The organism is Saccharopolyspora sp. NPDC045941 (assembly GCF_056431445.1).
This window is the reverse complement of the sequence record NZ_JBWKKU010000034.1, coordinates 1-21,387: the sequence shown is the minus strand read 5'-3', so window position 1 is coordinate 21,387 and position 21,387 is coordinate 1. Positions and strand designations below refer to the sequence as shown.

The following is a 21,387-nucleotide window of genomic DNA, read 5'->3' as shown; positions in this document are numbered from 1 at the left end:
CACCCACCGCGCCGCGAGCAAGCACCTGGTCGAGCCACACCGGCTCTGGCACCTGCGCGAGGACTGGCGGGGCCTTCCGCATCGACCGGATCACCGAGCCCTGTCCGACAGGAGCCCGGACTCAAGTCCCGAAGAGGGCGCCGCCTTCATCGAGCAGCAGCCATTCAGCCTCGCCCTGGCCTACCCTGCGCGCTCCGATCGAGCAGATCTCCGCGAGCCTCGGCGATCAGGTCGATCTGGCGCCGATCATCGAGGGCAGCTGCCTGTTGCGCAGTGCACGAGCCCGTCGAACTCGTCGAGCAGGGTCATGACTCACGCTCGCGGTGCCACTTCTGCATCAGCTCAGGGATCTCGGCGCGGAGGAACTCGAAGAACCGGCGGGTCTCGTCCAGGCGTCTCCCGGGCCCCGTCTCCTCTCCGACCGCGGCCACGCCTTCGGCGAGGGTCCGCTCCCAGCCGAGCAGTTCCGCGTCGCGCTGGACGATGCTCGCGTACCAGACGTCGTCGAGCACCCGGTAATGATCGCGCCGCTCGCCGGGGCCCCGCTCCCGCACCACCAGCTTGACCTGCACCAGGTAGCGGACCGCGCCGGACACCGCCGCCGGGCTCACGTCCAGCACCTCGGCGAGCTCGCTCGCCGTCCGCCGCCCCTCGTCGGCGATCAGCAGGCTCGCGAACACCCGCGCCGCCATGCGCGGGAAGCCGGCGCCGGTCAGGTCCAAGGCGAACCGCTCGACGAACCGCAGCACGTCGACGCCCGCGCGTTCCGCCATGTCCCCATCCTCAGCAACTGTGTCGATCACCCGAAAGATTTTATACGTTTTCTTTATTTCACGAATTTGTGAAATAAATGTAGCTTGGGCCGCGTGACCGAACAGATCCGGTTTACCGGCGCTCAGCAGACGCTCCTCGGCCCCCTCTACGCCCGGGCCATGGACAACCGCAGGCCCGATCCGGTGCTCGGCGACGAGACGGCGGACCGGCTGCTCGACCGCATCGACTTCGACTTCCACAGGCTGTTGGGCTCGGGAGATCAGATGGCGGTGATCCTGCGGGCCAAGCAACTCGACGACTGGGCGGCGCGCTACCTCGCCGAGCACCCCGACGCGGTGGTGCTGCACCTGGCGTGCGGCCTGGACAGCCGGGCATTCCGGCTCGCCGTTCCCGCCGGCGTGCGCTGGTACGACATCGACATGCCCGACGTGATCGAGCTGCGGGACCGCCTCTACCCGCAGGGCCCGGCTAACTACCGCACCAACGCGGCATCGGTGACCGATCGGGACTGGCTCGACGAGATCCCGGCCGGGCGGCCGACTCTGGTCATCGCCGAGGGCCTGACGATGTACCTGACCGAGACGGACGGCGTGGACCTGCTGCGCCGGCTGGTCGAGCGCTTCGAGATCGGCGAGATGATCTTCGACGCGGTGCTGCCATGGACCGTGACGGCCGCGCGCTTCTCCGGGTTCCTGCAGCGAACGGGCGCCTCCTTCCACTGGGGCATCGGCGATCCCCACGCCCTCGAACTGCGCGTGCCCGGCCTCCGGCTACGGCAGGAACTGCCGATGATGGACCTGCCGGCCGTGGCGAAGATGGGCGCGACCGACCGCACGATCGCGAAGGTCATGAACACCATCCCGCCGCTGCGCAAGGCCATGCGACTGCTGCACTACAGCTTCGAACACCAGGAGCGCGAGAGGGTCCAGCTGACCGGCGCGGAGCCGACGATGCTCGCCACGCTCTACCTGCGCGCGCTGGACAACCGGTCGGCGGACCCGATGCTCGGCGACCGGCACGCCGACGAGGCCGTTCAGCGCATCGATTTCGACTTCGGCAAGTTCAAGTTGCGCGCGCACAACGCCGGTTCCGTGGCGATGCGCGCCAAGGCGCTGGATCGCTGGGTCGAGGAGTCCCTGCGGCCCGGCATGACTGTCCTGCACCTGGGTTGCGGGCTGGACAGCCGCTTCGAGCGGATCAACCCGCCGGAGAGCGTCGAGTGGTACGACATCGACCAGCCCGACGTCATCGAGCTGCGCCGCCGCCTCTTCCCGGAACGCCCGCACCACCACACCATCGCCTCGTCGGTAACCGCGCCCGGCCTGCTCGACGGCATCCCCGGCGACCGGCCGGTCCTGGTCGTCGCCGAAGGGCTCACGATGTACCTGTCCGAAGTGGATGGTCTGGCACTGCTGGGCCGCGTCATGGGGCACTTCCCCAGCGGAGAGCTGATCTTCGACGCCTTCAGCAGCCTGGGGGTCCGGGTGTCCAACCGCTTCAACCCCGCGGTGGTCCACGCCGGAGCGCGCCTGCACTGGGGCATCGACGAGCCGCGAGCGCTGGAATCCAGCGTTCCCGGGCTGCGGTTCGTCACCGAGTGGTCGTTCACCGATGCGCCGGAACTCGACAGGTACCCGATCCCGGCGCGCGCCGCCATCCGCGCGTCCGGGCGCATCACCGCGATGCGGCGGATGGGCCGGATGCTCCGCTACCGCTTCTGACCCGACGGGCCAGTTCCACGCGCCGGTCGATTGCCTGGTGTCCTCAGCGGGAAACCCGGTGGCATCGAGTTCCGCCGCCGAGCTCGTCGGCGATCACGAGATCCACGAGCTCGCGGCGGCTACTCCGGTGTCGTACAGCAGCGGACGTCCCGCCCGGGCTTGTCGTGGAACGGCGAGCCGCCCGCTGCCGTGGCACGGTTTCGCCAGGAGGTGGTTGCGATGATCAACGGCGCGCACTTGCTGCTGTTCAGCCGGGACGCCGAACGGGACCGGGCGTTCCTCCGCGACGTGCTCGGGTTCGACTCCGTCGACGCCGGGGACGGGTGGCTGATCTTCGGGCTGCCGCCCGCGGAACTCGCCACCCATCCCACCCACGGCGAGCCCACCTGCGAGCTCTACCTGATGTGCGACGACATCGCCGTCACCATCGGCGAGCTGCAGGAGAGCGGCGTCGAGATCACCCGCCCGGTCAGCAACGAGGGCTGGGGACTGCTCACCGCGCTCCGCCTGCCCAGCGGCGCCGAGATCGGGCTCTACGAACCCAAGCACCCCCGGCCGGCCGGGATGTAGGCGAGGCCGTGCGCGCCGGGCTCGCCACGCCGTTCGATCGGCAGGGTCGCCACCGTGCTCTGGGTTTCGAGGTCGACGACGGAGACCGTCGAGGACACCACGGCGGACACGTAGGCACGCGTGCCGTCGGGCGAGGACGTGATGGTGAGCGGGAAGCCGCCGACCTCGACGCTGCCGAGCGGCTCGTAGGTGCCCGGCGCGTAGCTCAGCAGCCGTCCGGCTTGCTGCCGGATGAGGGCCGGGTCGCCGTCGAACCGGAGCCCGCCGACGAGCAGCGTGCCGGTGCTGGTGATGTGGACCGCGAGCACGGGCTCCTCGGGGCGGATCGTCCGGACGATGTCGTTGGTCTCGGTGTCGATCACCTCGATGGCGGTCGGGGCGTCGAGGGTCCCGGCCTTCGGCGTGGCCACGCAAACGTGCTTGCCGTCAGGGGTGACGGCGATTCCTTCGCTGCCCGCGACCGGCACCTTGCGCAGCAGCCGGCCGGCCTCCAGGTCGACCGCCGAGACGAACGGGGCCTCCTTGTTGCTTGCGTAGCCGCGACGCCCGTCCGGCGTGATCACGAACCAGTGCGGGCCCGGCGCCTCGGTGTCGATGCGGCCGATCTGCTTGCGGGTCTTCGTGTCGAGCACGACCACGCCGCCCGGCCCGGCGGGCCCGGCCTCGACGCTGACGTACAGCCGCCGGTTCTCGGCATCCAGCGCCAGGCCGTGCGGGCCGTGCTCCGGTGAGAGGTCGACGACCTCGACGATCTCGCGCGCGTCGGCGTCGATGACCACCACCTCGTGGGCCCGGCCGGTGTTCTCGCCGTAGTAGCCCGAGTGGTAGGCGATCGTGCAGTACAGGACCCGGTGCTCGGGGTCGAAGCAGAGCTCGTGCGGTTCCGAGGGCAGTTCGAGGGTTTCGAGCGGCTGGTGGGTGATCGCGTCGTAGAAGCTCACGGTGGGGCCGCTCTGGCTGACCACTGCCAGCACGTCGCCGGTCTGCATGGCCGGTTCTCCTCAGGTCGAAAGGTTCCCGCCGGTGCGGGATCATCTCCACCTTGAGCCGGACAAACCGTTGTCGCGATGGCAAAGCCGGCACGAAATACTTGCCCTGCGCGCAATACTGCTGGTGGCCAACACCCTTCGCGACAGCTGTGACCGACGTCATAATGGAGTTCCACGTGTCCACAATGGATTTGAACCTGCTGGTGGCACTGGACGCGCTGCTGCACGAGCAAAGCGTGACGCGCGCCGCGGAACAGCTGCAGACCTCGCCCGCGGCCATGAGCCGGACGCTCGGCCGGATCCGCCGCATCCTGCACGATCCGATCCTGGTGCGCGCCGGTCAGAGCATGGTCATGACGCCGTTCGCCGCAGCGATGCGCGACGACGTGCATTCCGTCATCGAGCAATCGCGCACGCTGCTCAGCCGTGGCGCGGCGTTCGACCCCGCCTCGCTGTCCCGCACCTTCACCTTGCAGGCGAGCGATCTCCTGATCGACGCGCTGACGCCCGGACTGCTCGCGGCGGCCGGGAACGACGCGCCGGGAGTGACGCTGCGGTTCGCCTCCGAAGCCGTCGAGGACACCCGCGCCCTGCGCGACGGTCTGATCGATGTCGAACTCGGGGTGCTCAAGCACCTCGATCCCGAGACCTGCACGGCGCCGTTGACGTCGCTGCGGTTGGTCGGCGCGGTTCGCTCCGAGCATCCGCTGGCTCGCGGCCGGGTCACACCGCAGCGATTCGGCGCGGCCGAGCACATCAGCGTTTCGCGGCGCGGTCACGCGCGGGGGCCGGTGGACGAGCGATTGGCCGAGCTGGGGATCCAGCGGCGAGTCGCGGTCGTGCTGCCCAGCCACACCGCCGCACTGCTGCTGGCACGGGAGACCGATCTCGTCTGCCTGACAACAGAATCCGCGGCGCGACGACTCGGGCTGCACATCTTCGAGGTGCCGCTGGACCTCCCGACGCTGGAGGTGGGCATGGCGTGGCATCCCCGCAACGACGCGGATGCGGCCCACCAGTGGCTGCGGGCCCGCATCCGGGACACTGTCGCCAGCCTCGACTCCGCCGGCGGCGCGATTCCCTGACCGGCCTCCGGCAGACACCACGGCAGCGATCTCGATCGCGGGCGCTGCCGGGTTCCGATGCCCCCGCAGCGCATTGGAGGTTCAGGAAGCGCCGAAGGCGCGAGCCAGGGCCAGGCTGTCCTCGTACGTGACGTAGCGGGTGATCTTCCCGCCTTCCACCGTGAAGTGGAAGGCGAAGGGTGACACGAACGGCCTGCCGGTCGCCTTGACGATCTGCCGCATGCGGCCGAGGACGACCGCGTCCGCCCCGTCCACGAGGATGCGCTCCACCGCGAACTCCTCCGGCTGGAGATGCGTGTGCAGCGACGTGAAGAACTCCGCTGCTTCCGCCCGCGTGGCTCGCCGTCCGGTCCAGGGCACGTCGTCCGCACCGTAGATGTCCCACTCGATGCGGTCGGCGAAGAGGTCGGCCAACGAGCCGATCTCGCCGTCGCCCAGTCGGCGGTAGAACTCGTCCACGACTGCCCGGGTTTCGCTCACGACGCGCCTCACAAGGTTGTGCTTCCTGCTATCGCAGTACCAAACCTCGGCCGACCGCCGGGTATTCCACCGCGCCCCAAGAATTGTCTACTTAGGACACCGAACGGCTCGCCGGGTCAGAGCTTGCTGATCGGCACGCTGCCGATCAGCATCAGGCGCACCGTGCCGGAGCTGCCGAAGTCGATCGTCGCGGTGGCCCGCGGCCCCTCGCCCTCGGTGGACAGCACCGTGCCCAGGCCGTACTTGTCGTGGGTGACCCGGTCGCCGGCCGTCAGCTTGATGGCGACCGTGTCCTTCCAGCCCTTCATGCCGGTGCTGCGCATGCCGCGCTCCGCCAGCCCCGCCTGGGCGGAATCCGACCCGGTGCGGTCGAAACCGCCGCGGCTGCCCCAGGTGCTGCGCACCTGCGGGGCGGCTCGCTCCGGTTCGATCCGGCGCCAGTGCATCAGCTCGTCCGGGATCTCGGTGAGGAACCGGGACGCCGGATTCGTCATCGGCTGCCCCCACGCCGAGCGCATGAGCGCCCGCGAGAGGTACAGCCGCTGCCGGGCACGGGTGATGCCCACGTACGCCAGCCGCCGTTCCTCCGCCAGCTCGGCCGGGTCGCCGAGCGCCCGCGAGTGCGGGAACACGCCGTCCTCCCAGCCGGTGCAGAACACGACCGGGAACTCCAGGCCCTTCGCGGTGTGCAGGGTCATCAGGGTGACGACCCCGTCCCCGGACTCCGGCAGCGAATCCGCGTCCGCCACCAGCGAGACGCGCTCCAGGAACGCCGACAACGAGTCGTCCGCGGGCAGCCCCAGCGCCGCCTCCTCGGCGTCCTCCGCCGCCGGCACCGCCTCCGAAACGACCGCCTCGGCCGACGGATCGACCTCGGCCGCGGACTCGCCGACCGGCGCTCCCGCCAGGGTCTCGGTGAACTCCCGCGCGACCGTCACGAGCTCGGTCAGGTTCTCCACCCGCGTCGCGTCCTGCGGATCGTCGCTGGCTTCCAGTTCGGCGCGGTAGCCGGTGCTCTCCAGCACCTTCTCCAGGATCTCGGCGACATCGGACTCCGCCGCGACCGCCTGGAGCTCGTCGAGCAGCGCCACGAAGCCCGCGATGGCGTTCCGGGCCCGCGTGTTGAGGAGCGGAACCTGCCCGGCCGCCGCCTTCCGCAGCGCGGCGGCGAACGAGATCCGCTCCTGCTCGGCGTGCACGGCGACCACGGCCTCCGCCCGGTCTCCGATGCCGCGCTTGGGCACGTTGAGGATGCGGCGCAGGCTGACCGTGTCGTCCGGGTTGTCCAGCACCCGCAGGTAGGCCAGCGCGTCCCGGACCTCGCGGCGCTCGTAGAAGCGGACGCCGCCGACCACCCGGTACGGCAGGCCCAGCCGGATGAACACCTCCTCGAACACCCGGGACTGGTTGTTCGTCCGGTAGAACACCGCGATGTCGTTGAACGTCGCATCGCCCTCGTCCACCAGCCGATCGATCTCGCCGGCGACGAACGCACCCTCGTCGTGCTCGTTGTCCGCGACGTAGCCGACGATCCGCTCGCCGTCCCCGGCATCGCTCCACAGCCGCTTGTCGCGCCGGTTCGGGTTGCGCCGGATCACCGAGTTGGCCGCGGACAGGATCGTCTGCGTGGAGCGGTAGTTCTGCTCCAGCAGGATCGTCCTGGCCTGCGGGTAGTCGCGCTCGAACTCCTCGATGTTGCGGATCGTCGCGCCCCGGAAGGCGTAGATCGACTGGTCGGCGTCACCGACCACGCACAGCTCCGCCGGCTCGACGCCGCCGTCGGTCGTCCCGGTGCCGACCAGCTCGCGCACCAGCACGTACTGCGCGTGGTTGGTGTCCTGGTACTCGTCGACCAGCACGTGCCGGAAGCGCCGCCGGTAGTACTCCGCGACCGCCGGGTGGTCCTGCAGCAGCTCCACCGTGCGCATGATCAGGTCGTCGAAGTCCATCGCGTTGGACTCGACCAGCCGGCGCTGGTAGCCCGCGTAGACCTGAGCGACCTTGCGCTCCATGTCGTTGCCCGCCTGCTCGGCGGCGGCCTCCGGGGTCAGCAGCTCGTTCTTCAGGTTCGAGATGTGCACCGCGAGCGTGCGCGCCGGATAGCGCTTGGAGTCCAGGTCCTGCTCCCGCGCGATCATGGTGATCAGCCGCCGGGAGTCATCCGAGTCGTAGATCGAGAAGTTGGACGACAGCCCCAGGTTCTTGGCCTCGCGGCGCAGCACCCGGACGCACATGGAGTGGAACGTCGAAACCCACATCACGTTGGCCCGCCGACCCACCAGATCGACGACGCGTTCCTTCATCTCGGCCGCGGCCTTGTTGGTGAAGGTGATCGCCATGATCTGGCCCGGGTGCACGCCACCCGCGAGCAGGTAGGCGATCCGGTTGGTCAGCACCCTCGTCTTGCCCGACCCGGCGCCGGCCACCACGAGCAGCGGCGAGCCGGCGTGCACCACCGCGTCGCGCTGCTGCGGGTTCAGGCCGTTGAGCAGGGCGTCCGGATCCGGGCCGGACCGCGAGGCGCGCCCGGATTCGTCCGACTGCGGCGATCCGTGCTGCGGAAGATCGCTCTGCCACTGGAGGTCGAGTGGGGTGCTCATCGTTGCTCCACGTTACCGGCGTGCCCGGACAAAACCCGAATCCCGGTGCCCGAACCGGACGCGCGGATCGGCTCGCCGGGCGGTTCGGACACCGACACCCGAGGCCCGGAGCCCGAATCCGGCCCACCGACGGCGTGCCCGGCGCAGCTCCGGCCCAACCCCCCCGGCCGCGAAACTCAGGGACCGCCCCGGGACTTACCCCGATCCCCAGGGCGCAGTCGGCCTGGAAGGTGAGTTCCGACCGCCGAAACCGCCACGGAAACGGAACGCGCCCCATGGAGCTGATCAGCCAGATCGATGCCGCGATCCGGGAGTTCATCGCGTGGGCCGCGACGCTGAACCCGTGGTTGTGCGTGCTGCTGGCGCTGGTCCTGCTGTCATTGGAAACCTCCCTCTTCATCGGCTTGCTGATCCCCGGCGAGGCGACGCTGCTGCTCACCATCGCCGTCCTCGGCGCCCGGTGGGCACCGGCGCTGTTCGGCGCGGCCGTGCTCGGCAACGTCATCGGGCAGAGCGGGGGTTACTGGCTGGGCCGCCTGATCGGCCCCGGGCTCCGCAACACGTGGGTCGGGCGCAAGATCGGGGCGCGCCGCTGGCAGGCCGCCGAGGCGGTCGTGCACGACACCGGCGGGCGCGCGCTGATCACGACGCGATTCGTCGCCGTGGTGCACGCCGTGGTCCCGGCGGTGGTCGGCACGCTGCGGCTGCCGTACCGCCGTTTCCTGGTGCTCTCGGCGGCCGCCGGCGCGCTGTGGTCGGCGGTGCAGACCATCGTCGCGGTGGCGCTCGGCGAGGCCGCCCGGGCGGTCGGCTACGGCTGGACGGTGCTCGCGCTGACCTGTGCCGGTGGCCTTGCGGCGGGCATCTTCTTGATCCGCAGCGCGCGTCGGCAATCCGCGCGGAGGGCGGCGGAACGGGCCGGCGCGGACGCCGCCGGGAGTCTTGGCCGGAGTGCTGGCCGGGACGCTGGCCTGCAGCGGATTCGGTCGTCATGACTCCAAGATCCGCTCTGTTCCTGGCACATTTCCACCGAATAACTCGAACTGGTGATCGATAACCGCCATTGTCCATCCATTGGGATGATGGGCCCACCTCATGGCCAGGCCGATACCGGCTGTGGCAGACTGGTCGCGTGCGAACGCAGACCTACGAGTTTTTCTACGGGCCCGGGACTCCGGCGCCCGTAGCTGCGTGAGCTCAAAAACCACTACGACGCCCCGGGGTCCTCGGACTCGGGGCGTTCGCGCGTTCCGGGGGCCGGGGACGGGGCCGAATCCGGAGGAAAACGCCCGATGAACGCCACTGTGGACGGTGACCAGCCGAAGTCCGAGCCCGCCTCGGCCAAGCAGGCCGCCGCGGAGGCCATCAGCAACTTCCGCGAGGAGATCGACTACCTGGACGCCGAGATCCTGCGCCTGGTCAAGCGCCGCGCCGAGGTCTCCCAACAGGTCGGCCAGGCCCGCATGGCGGCCGGCGGACCGCGCATCGTCTACAACCGCGAGATGGACGTGCTCGCCCGCTACCGGGAACTCGGCCCGGAGGGCCGGGAGCTCGCGATGATCCTGCTGCGCCTGGGCCGCGGCCGCCTCGGCCACTGACACGACCGTTCCCAGTCCCGTTTCCGACGGCGAACGTGCTGGTGGGCAGCCCAGGGCCGCCCACCAGCCCGGCGGGAAGGGCTCAGTGCGAGGTCCAGCCGCCGTCGATCGGGAACGACGCCCCGGTGATCGACGTGGTGCCCGGGCCGCACAACCACACCGCCAGCTCGGCGACCTCCGCCGGCTCCACCAGGCGCTTGATCGGCGTGCGGGCCAGCAGCACGTCTTCGAGGACCTGGTCCTCCGGCACCCGCAGGAGTTCCGCCTGGTCGGCGATCTGGCGCTCCACCAGCGGAGTCCGCGCGAAGCCCGGGCAGACGCAGTTGGAGGTCACCCCGTGCGCGGCGCCTTCCAGCGCGGTCGCCTTGGACAGCCCTTCGATCGCGTGCTTCGCGGTCACGTAGGCGCTCTTGAACGGCGACGCGCGCAGCCCGTGCACGGACGAGATGTTGACGATCCGCCCCCAGCCGCGGTCGTACATGCCCGGCAGCGCGGCGCGCACGATCCGGAACGGCGCCTCCACCATCACCCGCAGCATCGCGCTGAAGGTGTCGGCGGGGAACCGGTGGATCGGCGCGACGTGCTGGAAACCGGCGTTGTTGACGACGATGTCCACCCGTTCGCCGAGCGCCGCGGCGGCGTCGAGGTCGGCCAGGTCGACGATCCTGGCCTCGGCGTCGATCTCGGCCGCGATGTCCTCGACCTTGGCCGCCCGGTCCACGGCGATGACCTCTGCGCCGGCCGCCGCCAGCCGGCGGGCCACCGCCGCGCCGATCCCGCTCGCCGCACCCGTGACGAGTGCTCGCCTGTCCCCCAGATCCAGGCCGTTGGTGCTGGATCGCGCAGAGCTCGCACCAACCGACCCGGCCAACCGATCGCTCATAGCCTGAGAACCTAAGGCGTGAGTCCGGTCTCAATCCAGGGCCAAATCACAACCTTTTCCACCGGCCGCCGCGGCAGCGCGGCTGACCGGGTGTTTTCCGCAGTAGTGCATTCGGCGGATCTTCCGGCGGCACCCCGGAGCCCCCGGGATTCCGCCCACCCGCGACCCACGCGCGGCATATCCGGGATATCACCCATACCGGGCACGACGGAAACAAGGCAGACTGTGGTCATGGGTGTTCTTGGTCTTGTGGCCTTTCTCGTGACGCTGGCCGGGGTGCTCGTCGCCGCCGGGCACGCGGGCTACCTCGCGATGCTGACGTCGGCCGCGAAGAAGCGCGCCGGCGGCCAGCCCGCCGTGGACTTCGCCCGGAAGCGGTTCCCGATCGCCGGTGTCGGCCTGGGCGTGACGCTGCTGGCGTTGCTGATCAGCTCCGGCGACTCGACCGGGGCGGACATCTTCGCGATGATCCTCGGCGGTGGCGGCGGTGTCGCCTCGCTCAAGGCGCTGCAGTCGACGCAGGGCAAGTTCCGCAGCGGGCAGTTCTGATCGGACGCTCAGCACGCTGAGCAGTCATATGCCAGATCAACATTGGGCCTTTCGGTGTACTCATTCACACCGAAAGGCCTCTTTGATCACCACGCGTGATTGAGCGACCCCGGACCGGAGTCATTGCGCCCGCCCCTTAGGCTGTGACCATGACCACGTCGCCGGAAACGTCCTCGACACTCCGCGCTCTGGTGGTCACCGCACATCCCGACGACGTCGACTTCGGGTCGGCGGGCACCGTCGCCTCCTGGGTCGCCGACGGCGTGCAGGTCGCCTACTGCGTGTGCACCGCGGGTGATGCGGGCGGCTTCGACGACACCCCGCGCGAGGACATGCCGCGCATCCGGCAGGACGAGCAGCGGGCCGCCGCAGCCGCCGTCGGTGTCTCCGACGTGCGCTTCCTCGGCTACCGGGACGGGCAGGTCGTCGCGGACCTGCAGTTGCGCCGGGACATCACCAAGGCGATTCGCGAGGTCCGCCCGCACCGGGTCATCAGCCACTCCCCGGAGATCAACTGGGCGCACCTCCCGACGTCGCACCCGGACCACCGGGCCGTCGGCGAGGCGACCCTGGCCGCGATCTACCCGGACGCGCGCAACGGTTTCGCCCACCCCGAGCTGCTGCGGGAAGGGCTGGAGCCGTGGACGGTGCGCGAGCTGTGGATGTCGGAGTCACCCGAAGAGCGGATCAACCACGCGGTCGACATCACCGATCACTTCGACGCGAAGCTCGCGGCGCTGGCCGCGCACCGGTCGCAGACCGCGCACCTCGACGACCTGCAGGGCATGATCCGGCGACACCTGGCACGAACGGCCGAGCGGCACGGCATGGCCGGCCGGCTCGCCGAGGCATTCCACGTTGTCGACACGTCGTGAACTCCCCGCGAGTGGCAGAAAGTCGAGATCTCCGATGCACAGCGGCAGAACCCTCGGCTGGAGCGGCCAGCTGGACTGGCCGCCGACGCCGGAACCGCCCGCGCACGGCCGGCACCGGGCCGGGTCCCCGGTGCCGTGGACGCCGACGGTCCGCCCGCGCCGGCCGGCGCACGCGTTAGGCGCGCGGCTGACGACCGACCCGCTGGTCGACACCATGCCGGTGGGCGGGCTGCACAAGTTCGACCTGGGCATGGTCCCGGCGTCGGTCACCCCGCCGCGGACCTGGCGGCAGGCGGCCTGGTTCGCGATCGCTTCGTCGGCCGCCGCGCTGGGCGGGCTGATGTTCGCCACCACGCTGCTGGCCGGCGGGTCGACGACCATCGAGGGCCTGGAGCTGCCGAGCATGCCCCGCGGGGAGTACCCGCCGGTGCCGCCGACGGATCCGTACTACCTGACCGGCGACCCGACCCGGCCCGAGGCGGTGCGAGCGACGGGTTCGGTGCAGCCGCTGCAGCCATCGCCGCCGATGGCCACGTCGGGGGGCATCCCGTTCCACCCGAACCCGATCGGCAGCTCCGCCCCGGGCGCTCCCGGCCCGCCGATCTCCGGCACCACCCCGACGACGCCCAGCCCGACGCGGACGTCGGAGCGGCCGAAGCTGCTGTTCGCCGACACCGGGCCGGTCAAGCGGCGCGGCGAGGAGTACTACGCCGCGATCGGCCGCGGCGACCTGCGAAGCGCATACGCGTTGACCACCGGGTCGCTGCGCGCCGAGGGCTACGAGGCGTTCGCCGCGAGGTATTCGGGCGCCAAGTCGGTCGAGGTCGTCGAGAGCTACGCGACCCCGACCAGCACGCTGCACACCGTCCGGCTGACGATGGCGGACGGCACGGTGCAGACGCAGCGCCGGGAGTTGCGGTACACGATGGAGGACGAGCCGCTGATCACCTCCGACGAGCGGATCGCCTGATCACTGCTCGTGATCCGCTTGCTCCGTTCGAGTCCTCGCGCACACCCCTTCCGGTGAACTCGGCGGTAAGCCTTTCGCGATCCGAACGTCGGCGCGGTACGAGTTCTACGGCGAACTCATGAGGGCGGGCGAGCAAGTGCAGCAACATCCTTCGACCAGCAGGCGGCGCGGCGGTGCGGGCACGGTCACCGTGGCCGAGTTGATCAAGCGCGAGCCGCTGTCACCGGAGCACGAGCGGATCGCCGACGAGCTGCTCAAGATGCCCGACCCCGCTGCCGACGCACCCGCGCTGCGCAGCCGGATCGCCTTCGGCGTGCTGGGCACCCTGCTGCTGCTCGTATCCGCCGCGATCGGCGCGAGGATCGCCGCGCAGCCCGCCGCCGGGCCGCGTCCGGTCTCCTCCGCCGCCCCGATCACCGGTGTGCTGGCGCTGCGCCCGGATCTGGTCCGGACGGCCGGCTGGCCGTTCGACGCCAACGGCGGTTTCGCCGCGGCGGCCGGCTTCGGCGGGGCCGACGATGCGCCGGAAGCCGTGGAGCAGGGCACCGCGAACCCTGCGGCCGGCAGTCACGAATCGGCGCTCAACCTGGTCGACGAGTTCTACCGCCGCCTGGACCACGACCCGGGCTCGGCCGTTTCGCTGGCGGCGCCGGAGCTGCTCGCCGGGCAGCAGGCGGCGCTGGTCAGCGCCTGGCAGGCGGTCGAATCGACGCAGCTGCAGGTTCGGACCTCCTCGGCCGGGGTGGTGCTGGCCGAGGTCAAGGCCCGCTACCCGGACGGGCACCGGGTGGTGCTGCGCCAGCTGCTCACCGTCGAATCCGACGCCTCCCCGCGGATCGTCGGGGCCGAACTGCTCGGTGCCCGGCACATCGCGCCCCGATGAGCCGTGACCGGCCGCGCACAACAATGCGGCAACGACCCGAGCCCCCTGAAACGCCCGCCGCCGTACCAGGATGAACCGGACGCACCGATATCGTTGCCCAGCGCAACCGGTGTGCCGCCCGATCGGGACGTCGCCCGCGGCCCCACAGGACCGACATCACCAGCGGAAACGACTGTGAGGAGAATCCGGTTCGGCCGACCGAGCGGGAGCGCCGGCGTACCGTCGGATCCGGTTGCACGGATCTTTCGACTTCGGGCCTACGCCAACCTGGCGTCGGCTAGGCTCCCGTATCGCGGTTGGGTTCGAGACGTTCGACGAGCCCGAACCGCGAGGAGAACGTGTACATGTCGGAGGGCCGGAGCCGGTCCGCCAAATCCGCCGATGTTCGGTGGGGCCGTACCCGGGACCATTATCCCCGGGATTCGCGGTGCCTGCTGAGCATCGATAGCAGTACGGGGAGACGTCGGTGAGCGACGAAGGTCGCCTGGTCGCCGGACGCTACCGAGTGCAGCGACGCATCGGCAGTGGCGCGATGGGCGTGGTGTGGGAGTGTGTCGACGAACGCCTGCACCGCACGGTCGCGGTCAAGCAGTTGTTGCTGCAGCCCGGATTGGATCCGGGTGAGGCCGAGGAAGCGCGGCAGCGGGCAATGCGGGAAGGCCGGATCGCGGCCCGACTCCAGCACCCGAACGCGATCTCGGTCTACGACGTGGCCGAGGACGAGGGTCAGCCGGTCCTGGTCATGGAGTACCTGCCCTCCGTCAGCCTGGCCGGGATGATGTCCGATCACGGGCCGCTCCCGCCGCGCGAGGTGGCGCGGATCGGCACGCAGGTCGCGTCGGCGCTGGGTGCGGCGCACGCCGCCGGTGTCGTGCACCGCGACATCAAGCCCGGCAACATCCTGCTCGGCGACAACGGCCAGGTGAAGATCACCGACTTCGGCATCTCGCGGGCCCAGGGCGACGTGCAGGTCACCAAGACCGGGATGCTCGCGGGCACGCCCGCCTACCTCTCGCCCGACGTGGCGATGGGCCAGGAGCCGACGCCCGCGTCCGACGTGTTCTCGCTCGGGGCCACGCTGTACGCGGCGATCGAGGGCCACCCGCCGTTCGGGCTCAACGAGAACACCCTCGCGCTGCTGCACGCGGTGGCGGCCGGGAAGATCGAACCGCCCCGGCAGGCCGGCCCGATGGCGCAGCCGCTGATGGCGATGATGGCCGCCCGCGTCGAGGACCGGCCGGACATGCCGCAGGTCCGGGACATGCTGCAGTCGGTCGCCGACGGCGGCTCGGTGACGTCGATCCCCACCATGGCGGCACCGATCCCGCCCGCGCTGGCTCCGGAGTCCAGCCAGCCCGAGATGGCCCCGACCAGCGTCGTCGGCTCGCAGGGCACCACCGTCGCGTACTACGAGGAAGAGCCCTACTCGGAGCAGTCGTACGAGGACGCCACCTCGTACATGGGTTCCGACACCCGCGGCGATGCGGCGATCTACGAGAAGCCGCGCAAGAGCAAGCGGCCCGTGGTGATCTCGGGCATCGCGCTGGTGGCCGTCGCGGTGATCGCGGTCCTGGTGACCTCGGCGCTGATGAACAGCCAGAAGCCGCCGGAGCCCACCGGGAACCCGACGACCTCGGAGATGAACCCGCTCCCGCCGCCGCCAGTGGTGGAGACCACCTCCGAGCAGGAGCCGACCAACACGCGAACCAACTCGCCGTCGACGCGGACCAACACGCCGACGACGTCGAAGCCGACGACGCAGACGCAGGCGCCGACGACGAAGCCGACCACGAAGCCGACGACGAAGCCGACGACTCCGCCCTCGGACACCCAGGACGAGCCGACGACCGAGCCGACCGGCGGCGCCGAGGAATAGCGAGATCCGGTCGCGAACCCGCGCTGGCCGGGGCGTTCACCGCGAGGTGAGCACCCCGGCCACGTGCATGTCCGGGCTCGGGCGGGCCCAGGGTGCGGCCGCGTGCGGGACGCCCAGTAACGTTGAACACCGTCGAGTGAAAGCTGGCCACGGGGGTCCGGTCAGTACTGTCCAAGCAGGCTCAGCCAGTACCAGGAGACACCGGTGAGCGCCGAAGGTCGTTTGATCGCGGGCCGGTACCGCTTGCAGCAGCAGATCGGCAGCGGCGCCATGGGCGTGGTGTGGCAGGCCGTTGATGAACGCCTGCACCGCACGGTCGCGGTGAAGCAGCTGCTGCTTCAGGCCGGCTACACCCCCGAGGAAACCGAGGAAGCCCGTCAGCGGGCGATGCGCGAAGGCCGCATCGCCGCCCGATTGCAGCACCAGAACGCGATCGTCGTGTTCGACGTCGCCGAGGACGAGGGCCAGCCGGTCCTGGTCATGGAGTACCTCCCGTCGCGAAGCCTCGCGTCGGTCATCGACGAGCTGGGCGTGCTGCCGCCGCTGAAGGTGGCCAGGATCGGCGTGCAGGTGGCCGGTGCGCTGGCCGCCGCGCACATGGCCGGCATCGTGCACCGCGACCTCAAGCCGGGCAACATCCTGCTCGGCGACAACGACACCGCGAAGATCACCGACTTCGGCATCTCGCGCGCCATCGGCGACGTCGCGGTCACCAAGAGCGGCATCCTCGCCGGCACCCCGGCCTACCTGGCGCCGGAGGTGGCGCTCGGCCGCGACCCGGCGCCGGCGTCCGACGTGTTCTCGCTGGGCTCGACGCTGTACGCGGCGATCGAGGGCGGGCCGCCGTTCGGCGTGGACGAGAACGCGATCAGCCTGCTGCACCGGGTGGCGCGCGGGCAGATCGAGCCGCCGCAGCAGGCCGGTCCGATGACCCCGGCGCTGATGCAGCTGCTGCGCCCGGACCCGGTCGACAGGCCGACCATGGCGCAGGCCCGCGAGCTGTTGCAGGCCGTGCTAGACGGGCGGCCGATCCCCAACGCTTCGCCGAACGTGGGCTGGCAGCGGCCGACCGCCGCAGCGCCGCGCACGCCTCCGGCGGGCAACCGGATGGGCCCGCCGCCGAGCGCCAACCCGCCCACGCGCGTCGGCGCTGCGGTTGCGGCGGCGGAGCCGGCGCGGCGCAACTACCGCCAGGTGGCGCTGTGGGTGGTGGCGATCATCGTCGCGGTGCTCGTCGGAGTGCTCGCCGCGAACGCCTTCGGCGACGGGGCTCCGCCTGAGCAGCCCGGCCCGGCCACCTCGGCTCAGTCCGCACCGCAGACCCAGACGACCAGCACCACGCCGACCACGTCGGCCGCGCGGACGACGTCCGCGAATCCGACCACGACCAGCCCGACGACGTCGGACTCCGCGGGGCAGCCCTCCAAGGAGGAGGTCGTGAACGTGGTGCGCAACTACTACTCGCTGGTGCCGAAGAAGCTGGACCAGGCGTGGGAGCTGCTGGGCCCGAGCCTGCAGTCGCAGGGCAAGGACCGCTACGAGGGGTTCTGGAAGTCCATCGACGACGTCAAGATCGTCGGTGAGCCGGTGATGTCCGGGTCCAACGTGATCGTCACGCTGCAGTTCACCAAGGACCACAGCAAGATCACCGAGACGCACGCGCTCGGCATGGTGGCCACGCCGGACGGCGACGTGCTGATCAACACCGACCGCCGCAGCTGACCCGGCCTAGCGCCGCCCGGGAGTTCCGGGCGGCGCGCCGGTCAGCTGGCGACCTCGTGCAGCGTCGCCAGGAGTGAGCGGGTGGCCGGCAGGTCGGCCACCGTTTCGCGGACCGCCGCGTAGAGGCGGCGCGCCGGTTCCGGATTCCGCACCGCCCGCACCGCCACGCCGGGGTGCACGATGTCGAGCCCGAGCCGCGGTACCAGCGCGACGCCCAGCCCGGCGGCCACGAAGCCCTGGGCGGAGTAGCTGCCGTCGGTCTCCAGCGCCACCTTCGGCGTGAAACCGGCGCTGTCGTAGGCGTCCCCGAGCAGCCTCGAACAGATGTCGTCGCTGGTCACGGCGCTGTTCACCCAGGATTCGCCGGCCAGCCGGACCAGGTCGATGCAGTCCTCGGCGGCCATCGGGTGCGACTTCGGCAGCACCACCCGGTACGGGTCGTCGGCGAGGTGCACGAACCGCACCCCGCGCCGCTCGGGCACGGATCGGCCCACCACGATGATCGCCAGGTCGGCCTCGCCGCGGGACACGTCGTCGACCAGCTCCACCTCCTGCATCCGCAGGTCCAGCTGCACGTCGGGGTGTTCGGCGCGGAACTTGGCGACCGCCGGCGGGATCAGCCCGACGCTGGCGGTGTGGAAGAACCGCACCCGCAGCAGGCCGGTGCGCCCGGCCCGGATGTCGGCCAGCTCCGCCTCGGTGCTGCTGAGCAGGTCGGCGATCCGCCCGGCGCGCTCGGCCAGCAGGGTGCCGGCCGGGGTCGGTTTCAGCCCGCGCCCGACCTTCTCCAGCAGCGGTGTGCCCGCCTCCTTCTCCAGCGTGGACAGCTGTTGGCTGATCGCGGACGGCGTGTACCCGAGGTTCGCCGCGGCCGCGCTCACCGAGCCGCTCGTGACCACGGCTCGCAGCACCTGCATCCGGCGTACGTCCAGCATGCCCCCACAGTACAGCAGATCTGAAACGTCGGTTGATTTTATTTCACTTGTGCTTACGCCTCGGCGGGCGCAACCTAGTACGTGGAGATCGGTTCGGCGGTCGCCGAAGATTCGGAGACCTACCGTCTCCGCCGGCACTTCGACCACGCCCCGCGAGACCGGAGAAGACATGAACAACCCGACCAACTACGTGCGGCTGGGCGTGCTTGCGCTGCTGTGGGGCTCCAGCTTCCTGCTGATCAAGCTCGCGCTGGGGGCGCTGTCCCCGACCCAGATCGCGCTGACCCGCATCGTGCTGGGCGCCGCGGTCCTCGTCGCGCTGTGCGCGCTGCGCGGCCTGCGGCTGAGCAGCGATCGCAAGCTGTGGCGGCACATCGCCGTCGCCGCGCTGTTCGGCAGCGCGCTGCCGTGGGTGTTGTTCGGCCTCGGCGAGCAGACCGTCGACTCCGGCCTGACCGGCGTGCTGAACGCGACGACACCACTGTGGACGGTGTTGTTCGGGCTGTTCGCCGGGCGCGAGGCGATGCCGCCGGCCCGGCTCGGCGGGCTGCTGCTGGGATTCTTCGGCGTGCTGCTGATCTTCGCGCCGTGGCAGGGCGGCAGCCTGCTCGGCTGGGGCGTGCTGGCCTGCCTGGGCGCGGCGGTCAGCTACGGGATCGGTTACGTCTACATCGGACGGAACCTGACCGGGGACCACGGCCTGCCGCCGCTGACCCTGGCGGCCATGCAGATGATCGCCGCCACCGGTTACGCGCTGCTGGCGCTCCCGCTCGACGGCCTGCGGCCGGTGGGCTGGGATCCCCTCGCGCTGCTCGCGGTCGCGGTGCTGGGCATCTTCGGCACCGGCCTCGCCTTCGCGATCAACTACCGGATCATCGGCGAGGAGGGCGCGACCACGGCGTCCACCGTGGCCTACCTGATGCCGATCGTGTCCGTGCTGCTCGGCTGGTTGCTGCTCGGCGAAGAACTGGGCCTGCGGGTCCTGCTGGGCATGGCGATCGTGCTGCTCGGCGTGGCGCTGACCCGCCGCTCCACCACCCCGAAAACCGTTGTCGCATCCGAAAACGAGGAGGACGAGATGTCGAAGCAGCTCCGCACCCGGCCCACCACCCGCACCGACGAGCTCCCGCCGATCGGGCGGCTGAGCGCCTGGGCGCGGTTCCGCCTCGCCCTGCTGCGCGGCTCCCAGCTCTACGCCGAGCTGGCCAGCAACCACCCGATGAAGTGACCGGCGCCGGGGAGTTCCCGATGGAGCGGGAACTCCCCGGCGGTCAGGCCGGCTGGTCGTCGCGGGCCCGCGACGCCGGCTGGTCGTGCAGCGATTCCAGGCTGCGCCCGGCGGTGCGCAGGCCCGCCACGGCGAGGACGAGGGCCCCCAGCAGCAGGAGCCCGCACAGCACCGCGAAAACACCGCCGAATCCGATGTCCGCGTACAGGTATCCGATCGCCACCGGCGCCATGATGGCCCCGACCCGGGCGGTGGCGCTGGCCAGGCCCATGCCGGTCGCGCGGGTCTCGGTCGGGTAGATCTCGGACGTGTAGGCGTACAGCGGGCCGGCGACGCCGTTCATGAAGAACGACAGGGCGACGGTGAAGCAGAAGATCGCCACGTCGTCGGTCGCGGTGCCGAGCCCGGCCGCGCAGCCGACGCTGCAGCACAGGAAGACCACGATCGTCCACTTGCGGTCGAGGCGTTCGCTGATGGCGGCGGCCACGTAATAGCCGGGCACCTGGGCGACCGCGCTGGCCAGGGCGAAGGCGAAGCTCTTGGAGATCGTGAATCCCTTGAGCACCAGGAGCGTCGGCAGCCAGGTGCCGTAGCCGTAGTGCGTCGCCTGGATGGCGAACCACAGGACGCACACCACGGCGGTGCGCCCGGCCAGCCCGGGAGCCCACAGCGCGGCGAACTGCCGGATCGCGCTCCGCCTGGAGGGCGCGGGCTTCGCTGCCGGTTCCACGACCTCCGGCACCGGCGGCAGGTCCTGACGGGCGGCGATCTCCCGCTCGAAGCGTTCGACGATCTCGGTGGCCTCGGCGATGCGGCCCTGGCTGATCAAGAAGCGCGGCGACTCCACCAGCGTCCGGCGCCACCAGAGCAGCAGGAGCACCGGCGCCACGCAGATCACGCACGCGATGCGCCACCCCGGTTCCGGCGACGGGCTGATCACGGTCACCGCGGTGAGCCCGGCCAGGATGTAGCCGAACCCGAGGAAGACCATCGTGTTGCCGATGTTGCGGCCGCGGTTGCGGGCCGGGAGGAACTCCGAGATGTACGGCACGATCATGGTGGCCTCGGCACCCACCCCGATCCCGCTGAGGATCCGCCACAGGATCAGCTCGCCCGGGCTGGTCGCGGTCGCCGCGACGAGGGTGAACGCGACGTAGACCAGCAGCGCGTACATCAGCACGCGGCGGCGGCCGATGCGGTCGGCGAGCAGACCGGCGACCAGCGCGCCGATCAGGTAGCCGATGAACACCGAGGCCAGCAGCCAGCCGGCCAGCCCCGACTCGACCTTCCACAGGGCGACCACGGTCGAGGCGGCGTAGCCGAGCAGCACGGCGTCGTAGGACTCGAAGAGGTAGCCGAGGCCGCCCTGCAGCATCAGCCGGCGGTGCGGCTTGCCGACCGGGAGCCGGTCCAGGCGCGCGAGGAGTTCGGTGCCCGTGGGCAGCGGTGCGGAGGCGGTCACCGGCGCCTCCCGGCGGAGGAGCGGGGGCTCAGCGGGCGCACGGACCGGTGGGCGATTTCGCGCGAAATCATCTCCCGGTGGGCGTGGAGAGCGGCGATTTCGCGTACATGGTTACCGGAGTTACACGCAAGTCAGACCCCGCCTGGCCTACTTCACCGCAGGTCAGCGGCGGTCAGAGCGAACCGCT

At 70.7% G+C, this 21,387-nt stretch carries 19 protein-coding genes; 12 read left to right on the top strand and 7 right to left on the bottom strand.

The window, feature by feature from the left end:
• Positions 1-305: 305 nt before the first annotated feature.
• Entirely contained in the window at positions 306-773 is a 468-nt protein-coding gene (locus tag AC07FN_RS25725; RefSeq protein ID WP_478397946.1) for a GbsR/MarR family transcriptional regulator, read from the bottom strand.
• 93 nt (positions 774-866) lie between these two features.
• Here AC07FN_RS25725 and AC07FN_RS25720 point away from each other — a divergent pair, with 93 nt between their 5' ends.
• Together AC07FN_RS25720 and AC07FN_RS25715 are read left to right on the top strand one after the other, a co-directional pair.
• Positions 867-2,495: a class I SAM-dependent methyltransferase gene (locus tag AC07FN_RS25720; protein ID WP_478397945.1), complete on the top strand. Its 1,629-nt coding sequence runs from the start codon at positions 867-869 to the stop codon at positions 2,493-2,495.
• Between the two features lie 219 nt (positions 2,496-2,714).
• A complete protein-coding gene (locus AC07FN_RS25715; protein ID WP_452616942.1) occupies positions 2,715-3,065 on the top strand; it encodes a VOC family protein in 351 nt (116 codons plus the stop codon).
• Here AC07FN_RS25715 and AC07FN_RS25710 read toward each other — a convergent pair.
• Positions 3,029-4,054 carry a YncE family protein gene (locus AC07FN_RS25710; protein WP_478397944.1) on the bottom strand — a complete coding sequence of 342 codons (1,026 nt, stop codon included), beginning with the start codon at positions 4,052-4,054 and terminating at the stop codon, positions 3,029-3,031. The genes AC07FN_RS25715 and AC07FN_RS25710 overlap by 37 nt on opposite strands.
• A 185-nt stretch (positions 4,055-4,239) precedes the next feature.
• On the opposite strand from AC07FN_RS25710, the gene AC07FN_RS25705 reads away from it, so the two are divergent.
• The gene (locus tag AC07FN_RS25705) at positions 4,240-5,139 is read left to right on the top strand and encodes a LysR substrate-binding domain-containing protein (protein WP_478398013.1); all 900 of its coding nucleotides are present in this window, start codon (positions 4,240-4,242) and stop codon (positions 5,137-5,139) included.
• A gap of 81 nt (positions 5,140-5,220) precedes the next feature.
• Here AC07FN_RS25705 and AC07FN_RS25700 read toward each other — a convergent pair whose 3' ends face one another.
• Positions 5,221-5,619, bottom strand: a complete 399-nt coding sequence (locus tag AC07FN_RS25700) for a nuclear transport factor 2 family protein (RefSeq protein WP_478397943.1) — start codon at positions 5,617-5,619, stop codon at positions 5,221-5,223.
• A gap of 116 nt (positions 5,620-5,735) precedes the next feature.
• Positions 5,736-8,219: a UvrD-helicase domain-containing protein gene (locus AC07FN_RS25695; RefSeq protein WP_478397942.1), complete on the bottom strand. Its 2,484-nt coding sequence runs from the start codon at positions 8,217-8,219 to the stop codon at positions 5,736-5,738.
• A gap of 275 nt (positions 8,220-8,494) precedes the next feature.
• Here AC07FN_RS25695 and AC07FN_RS25690 point away from each other — a divergent pair, with 275 nt between their 5' ends.
• Complete coding sequence (locus AC07FN_RS25690; protein ID WP_478397941.1) at positions 8,495-9,214, top strand: DedA family protein; 720 nt, start codon at positions 8,495-8,497, stop codon at positions 9,212-9,214.
• A gap of 297 nt (positions 9,215-9,511) precedes the next feature.
• The gene (locus AC07FN_RS25685; protein WP_132486403.1) at positions 9,512-9,817 is read left to right on the top strand and encodes a chorismate mutase; all 306 of its coding nucleotides are present in this window, start codon (positions 9,512-9,514) and stop codon (positions 9,815-9,817) included.
• Positions 9,818-9,899: 82 nt separating this feature from the next.
• Here AC07FN_RS25685 and AC07FN_RS25680 read toward each other — a convergent pair whose 3' ends face one another.
• On the bottom strand, positions 9,900-10,700 hold the full coding sequence (locus AC07FN_RS25680) for a 3-hydroxybutyrate dehydrogenase (RefSeq protein WP_478397940.1): 801 nt from the start codon (positions 10,698-10,700) through the stop codon (positions 9,900-9,902).
• A 231-nt stretch (positions 10,701-10,931) separates the two neighbouring features.
• Between AC07FN_RS25680 and AC07FN_RS25675 the strand changes: the two genes are divergently transcribed.
• The 6 genes from AC07FN_RS25675 to AC07FN_RS25650 all read left to right on the top strand — a co-directional run bounded on the left by AC07FN_RS25675 (position 10,932) and on the right by AC07FN_RS25650 (position 17,575).
• Entirely contained in the window at positions 10,932-11,249 is a 318-nt protein-coding gene (locus AC07FN_RS25675; protein WP_478397939.1) for a hypothetical protein, read from the top strand.
• 149 nt (positions 11,250-11,398) lie between these two features.
• On the top strand, positions 11,399-12,124 hold the full coding sequence (locus tag AC07FN_RS25670; RefSeq protein WP_478397938.1) for a PIG-L deacetylase family protein: 726 nt from the start codon (positions 11,399-11,401) through the stop codon (positions 12,122-12,124).
• A gap of 34 nt (positions 12,125-12,158) precedes the next feature.
• Entirely contained in the window at positions 12,159-13,094 is a 936-nt protein-coding gene (locus AC07FN_RS25665; RefSeq protein ID WP_478397937.1) for a hypothetical protein, read from the top strand.
• A 136-nt stretch (positions 13,095-13,230) separates the two neighbouring features.
• A complete protein-coding gene (locus tag AC07FN_RS25660) occupies positions 13,231-13,977 on the top strand; it encodes a hypothetical protein (RefSeq protein WP_478397936.1) in 747 nt (248 codons plus the stop codon).
• 466 nt (positions 13,978-14,443) lie between these two features.
• The gene (locus tag AC07FN_RS25655) at positions 14,444-15,853 is read left to right on the top strand and encodes a serine/threonine-protein kinase (RefSeq protein WP_478397935.1); all 1,410 of its coding nucleotides are present in this window, start codon (positions 14,444-14,446) and stop codon (positions 15,851-15,853) included.
• A gap of 204 nt (positions 15,854-16,057) precedes the next feature.
• On the top strand, positions 16,058-17,575 hold the full coding sequence (locus AC07FN_RS25650; protein WP_478397934.1) for a serine/threonine-protein kinase: 1,518 nt from the start codon (positions 16,058-16,060) through the stop codon (positions 17,573-17,575).
• Between the two features lie 41 nt (positions 17,576-17,616).
• Here the strand turns inward: AC07FN_RS25650 and AC07FN_RS25645 are convergent, their stop codons facing one another.
• Complete coding sequence (locus AC07FN_RS25645) at positions 17,617-18,510, bottom strand: LysR family transcriptional regulator (protein WP_478397933.1); 894 nt, start codon at positions 18,508-18,510, stop codon at positions 17,617-17,619.
• Positions 18,511-18,679: 169 nt separating this feature from the next.
• Between AC07FN_RS25645 and AC07FN_RS25640 the strand changes: the two genes are divergently transcribed.
• A complete protein-coding gene (locus tag AC07FN_RS25640; protein WP_478397932.1) occupies positions 18,680-19,738 on the top strand; it encodes a DMT family transporter in 1,059 nt (352 codons plus the stop codon).
• A gap of 43 nt (positions 19,739-19,781) precedes the next feature.
• Here AC07FN_RS25640 and AC07FN_RS25635 read toward each other — a convergent pair whose 3' ends face one another.
• On the bottom strand, positions 19,782-21,200 hold the full coding sequence (locus AC07FN_RS25635) for an MFS transporter (RefSeq protein ID WP_478397931.1): 1,419 nt from the start codon (positions 21,198-21,200) through the stop codon (positions 19,782-19,784).
• Between the last annotated feature and the right edge of the window lie 187 nt (positions 21,201-21,387).

Coding starts and splice junctions, on each gene's coding strand:
- AC07FN_RS25725 (WP_478397946.1), bottom strand. CDS start 773: ATGGCGGAACGCGCGGGCGTCGACGTGCTGCGGTTCGTCGAGCGGTTC.
- AC07FN_RS25715 (WP_452616942.1), top strand. CDS start 2,715: ATGATCAACGGCGCGCACTTGCTGCTGTTCAGCCGGGACGCCGAACGG.
- AC07FN_RS25710 (WP_478397944.1), bottom strand. CDS start 4,054: ATGCAGACCGGCGACGTGCTGGCAGTGGTCAGCCAGAGCGGCCCCACC.
- AC07FN_RS25705 (WP_478398013.1), top strand. CDS start 4,240: ATGGATTTGAACCTGCTGGTGGCACTGGACGCGCTGCTGCACGAGCAA.
- AC07FN_RS25695 (WP_478397942.1), bottom strand. CDS start 8,219: ATGAGCACCCCACTCGACCTCCAGTGGCAGAGCGATCTTCCGCAGCAC.
- AC07FN_RS25690 (WP_478397941.1), top strand. CDS start 8,495: ATGGAGCTGATCAGCCAGATCGATGCCGCGATCCGGGAGTTCATCGCG.
- AC07FN_RS25685 (WP_132486403.1), top strand. CDS start 9,512: ATGAACGCCACTGTGGACGGTGACCAGCCGAAGTCCGAGCCCGCCTCG.
- AC07FN_RS25680 (WP_478397940.1), bottom strand. CDS start 10,700: ATGAGCGATCGGTTGGCCGGGTCGGTTGGTGCGAGCTCTGCGCGATCC.
- AC07FN_RS25675 (WP_478397939.1), top strand. CDS start 10,932: ATGGGTGTTCTTGGTCTTGTGGCCTTTCTCGTGACGCTGGCCGGGGTG.
- AC07FN_RS25670 (WP_478397938.1), top strand. CDS start 11,399: ATGACCACGTCGCCGGAAACGTCCTCGACACTCCGCGCTCTGGTGGTC.
- AC07FN_RS25665 (WP_478397937.1), top strand. CDS start 12,159: ATGCACAGCGGCAGAACCCTCGGCTGGAGCGGCCAGCTGGACTGGCCG.
- AC07FN_RS25645 (WP_478397933.1), bottom strand. CDS start 18,510: ATGCTGGACGTACGCCGGATGCAGGTGCTGCGAGCCGTGGTCACGAGC.
- AC07FN_RS25640 (WP_478397932.1), top strand. CDS start 18,680: ATGAACAACCCGACCAACTACGTGCGGCTGGGCGTGCTTGCGCTGCTG.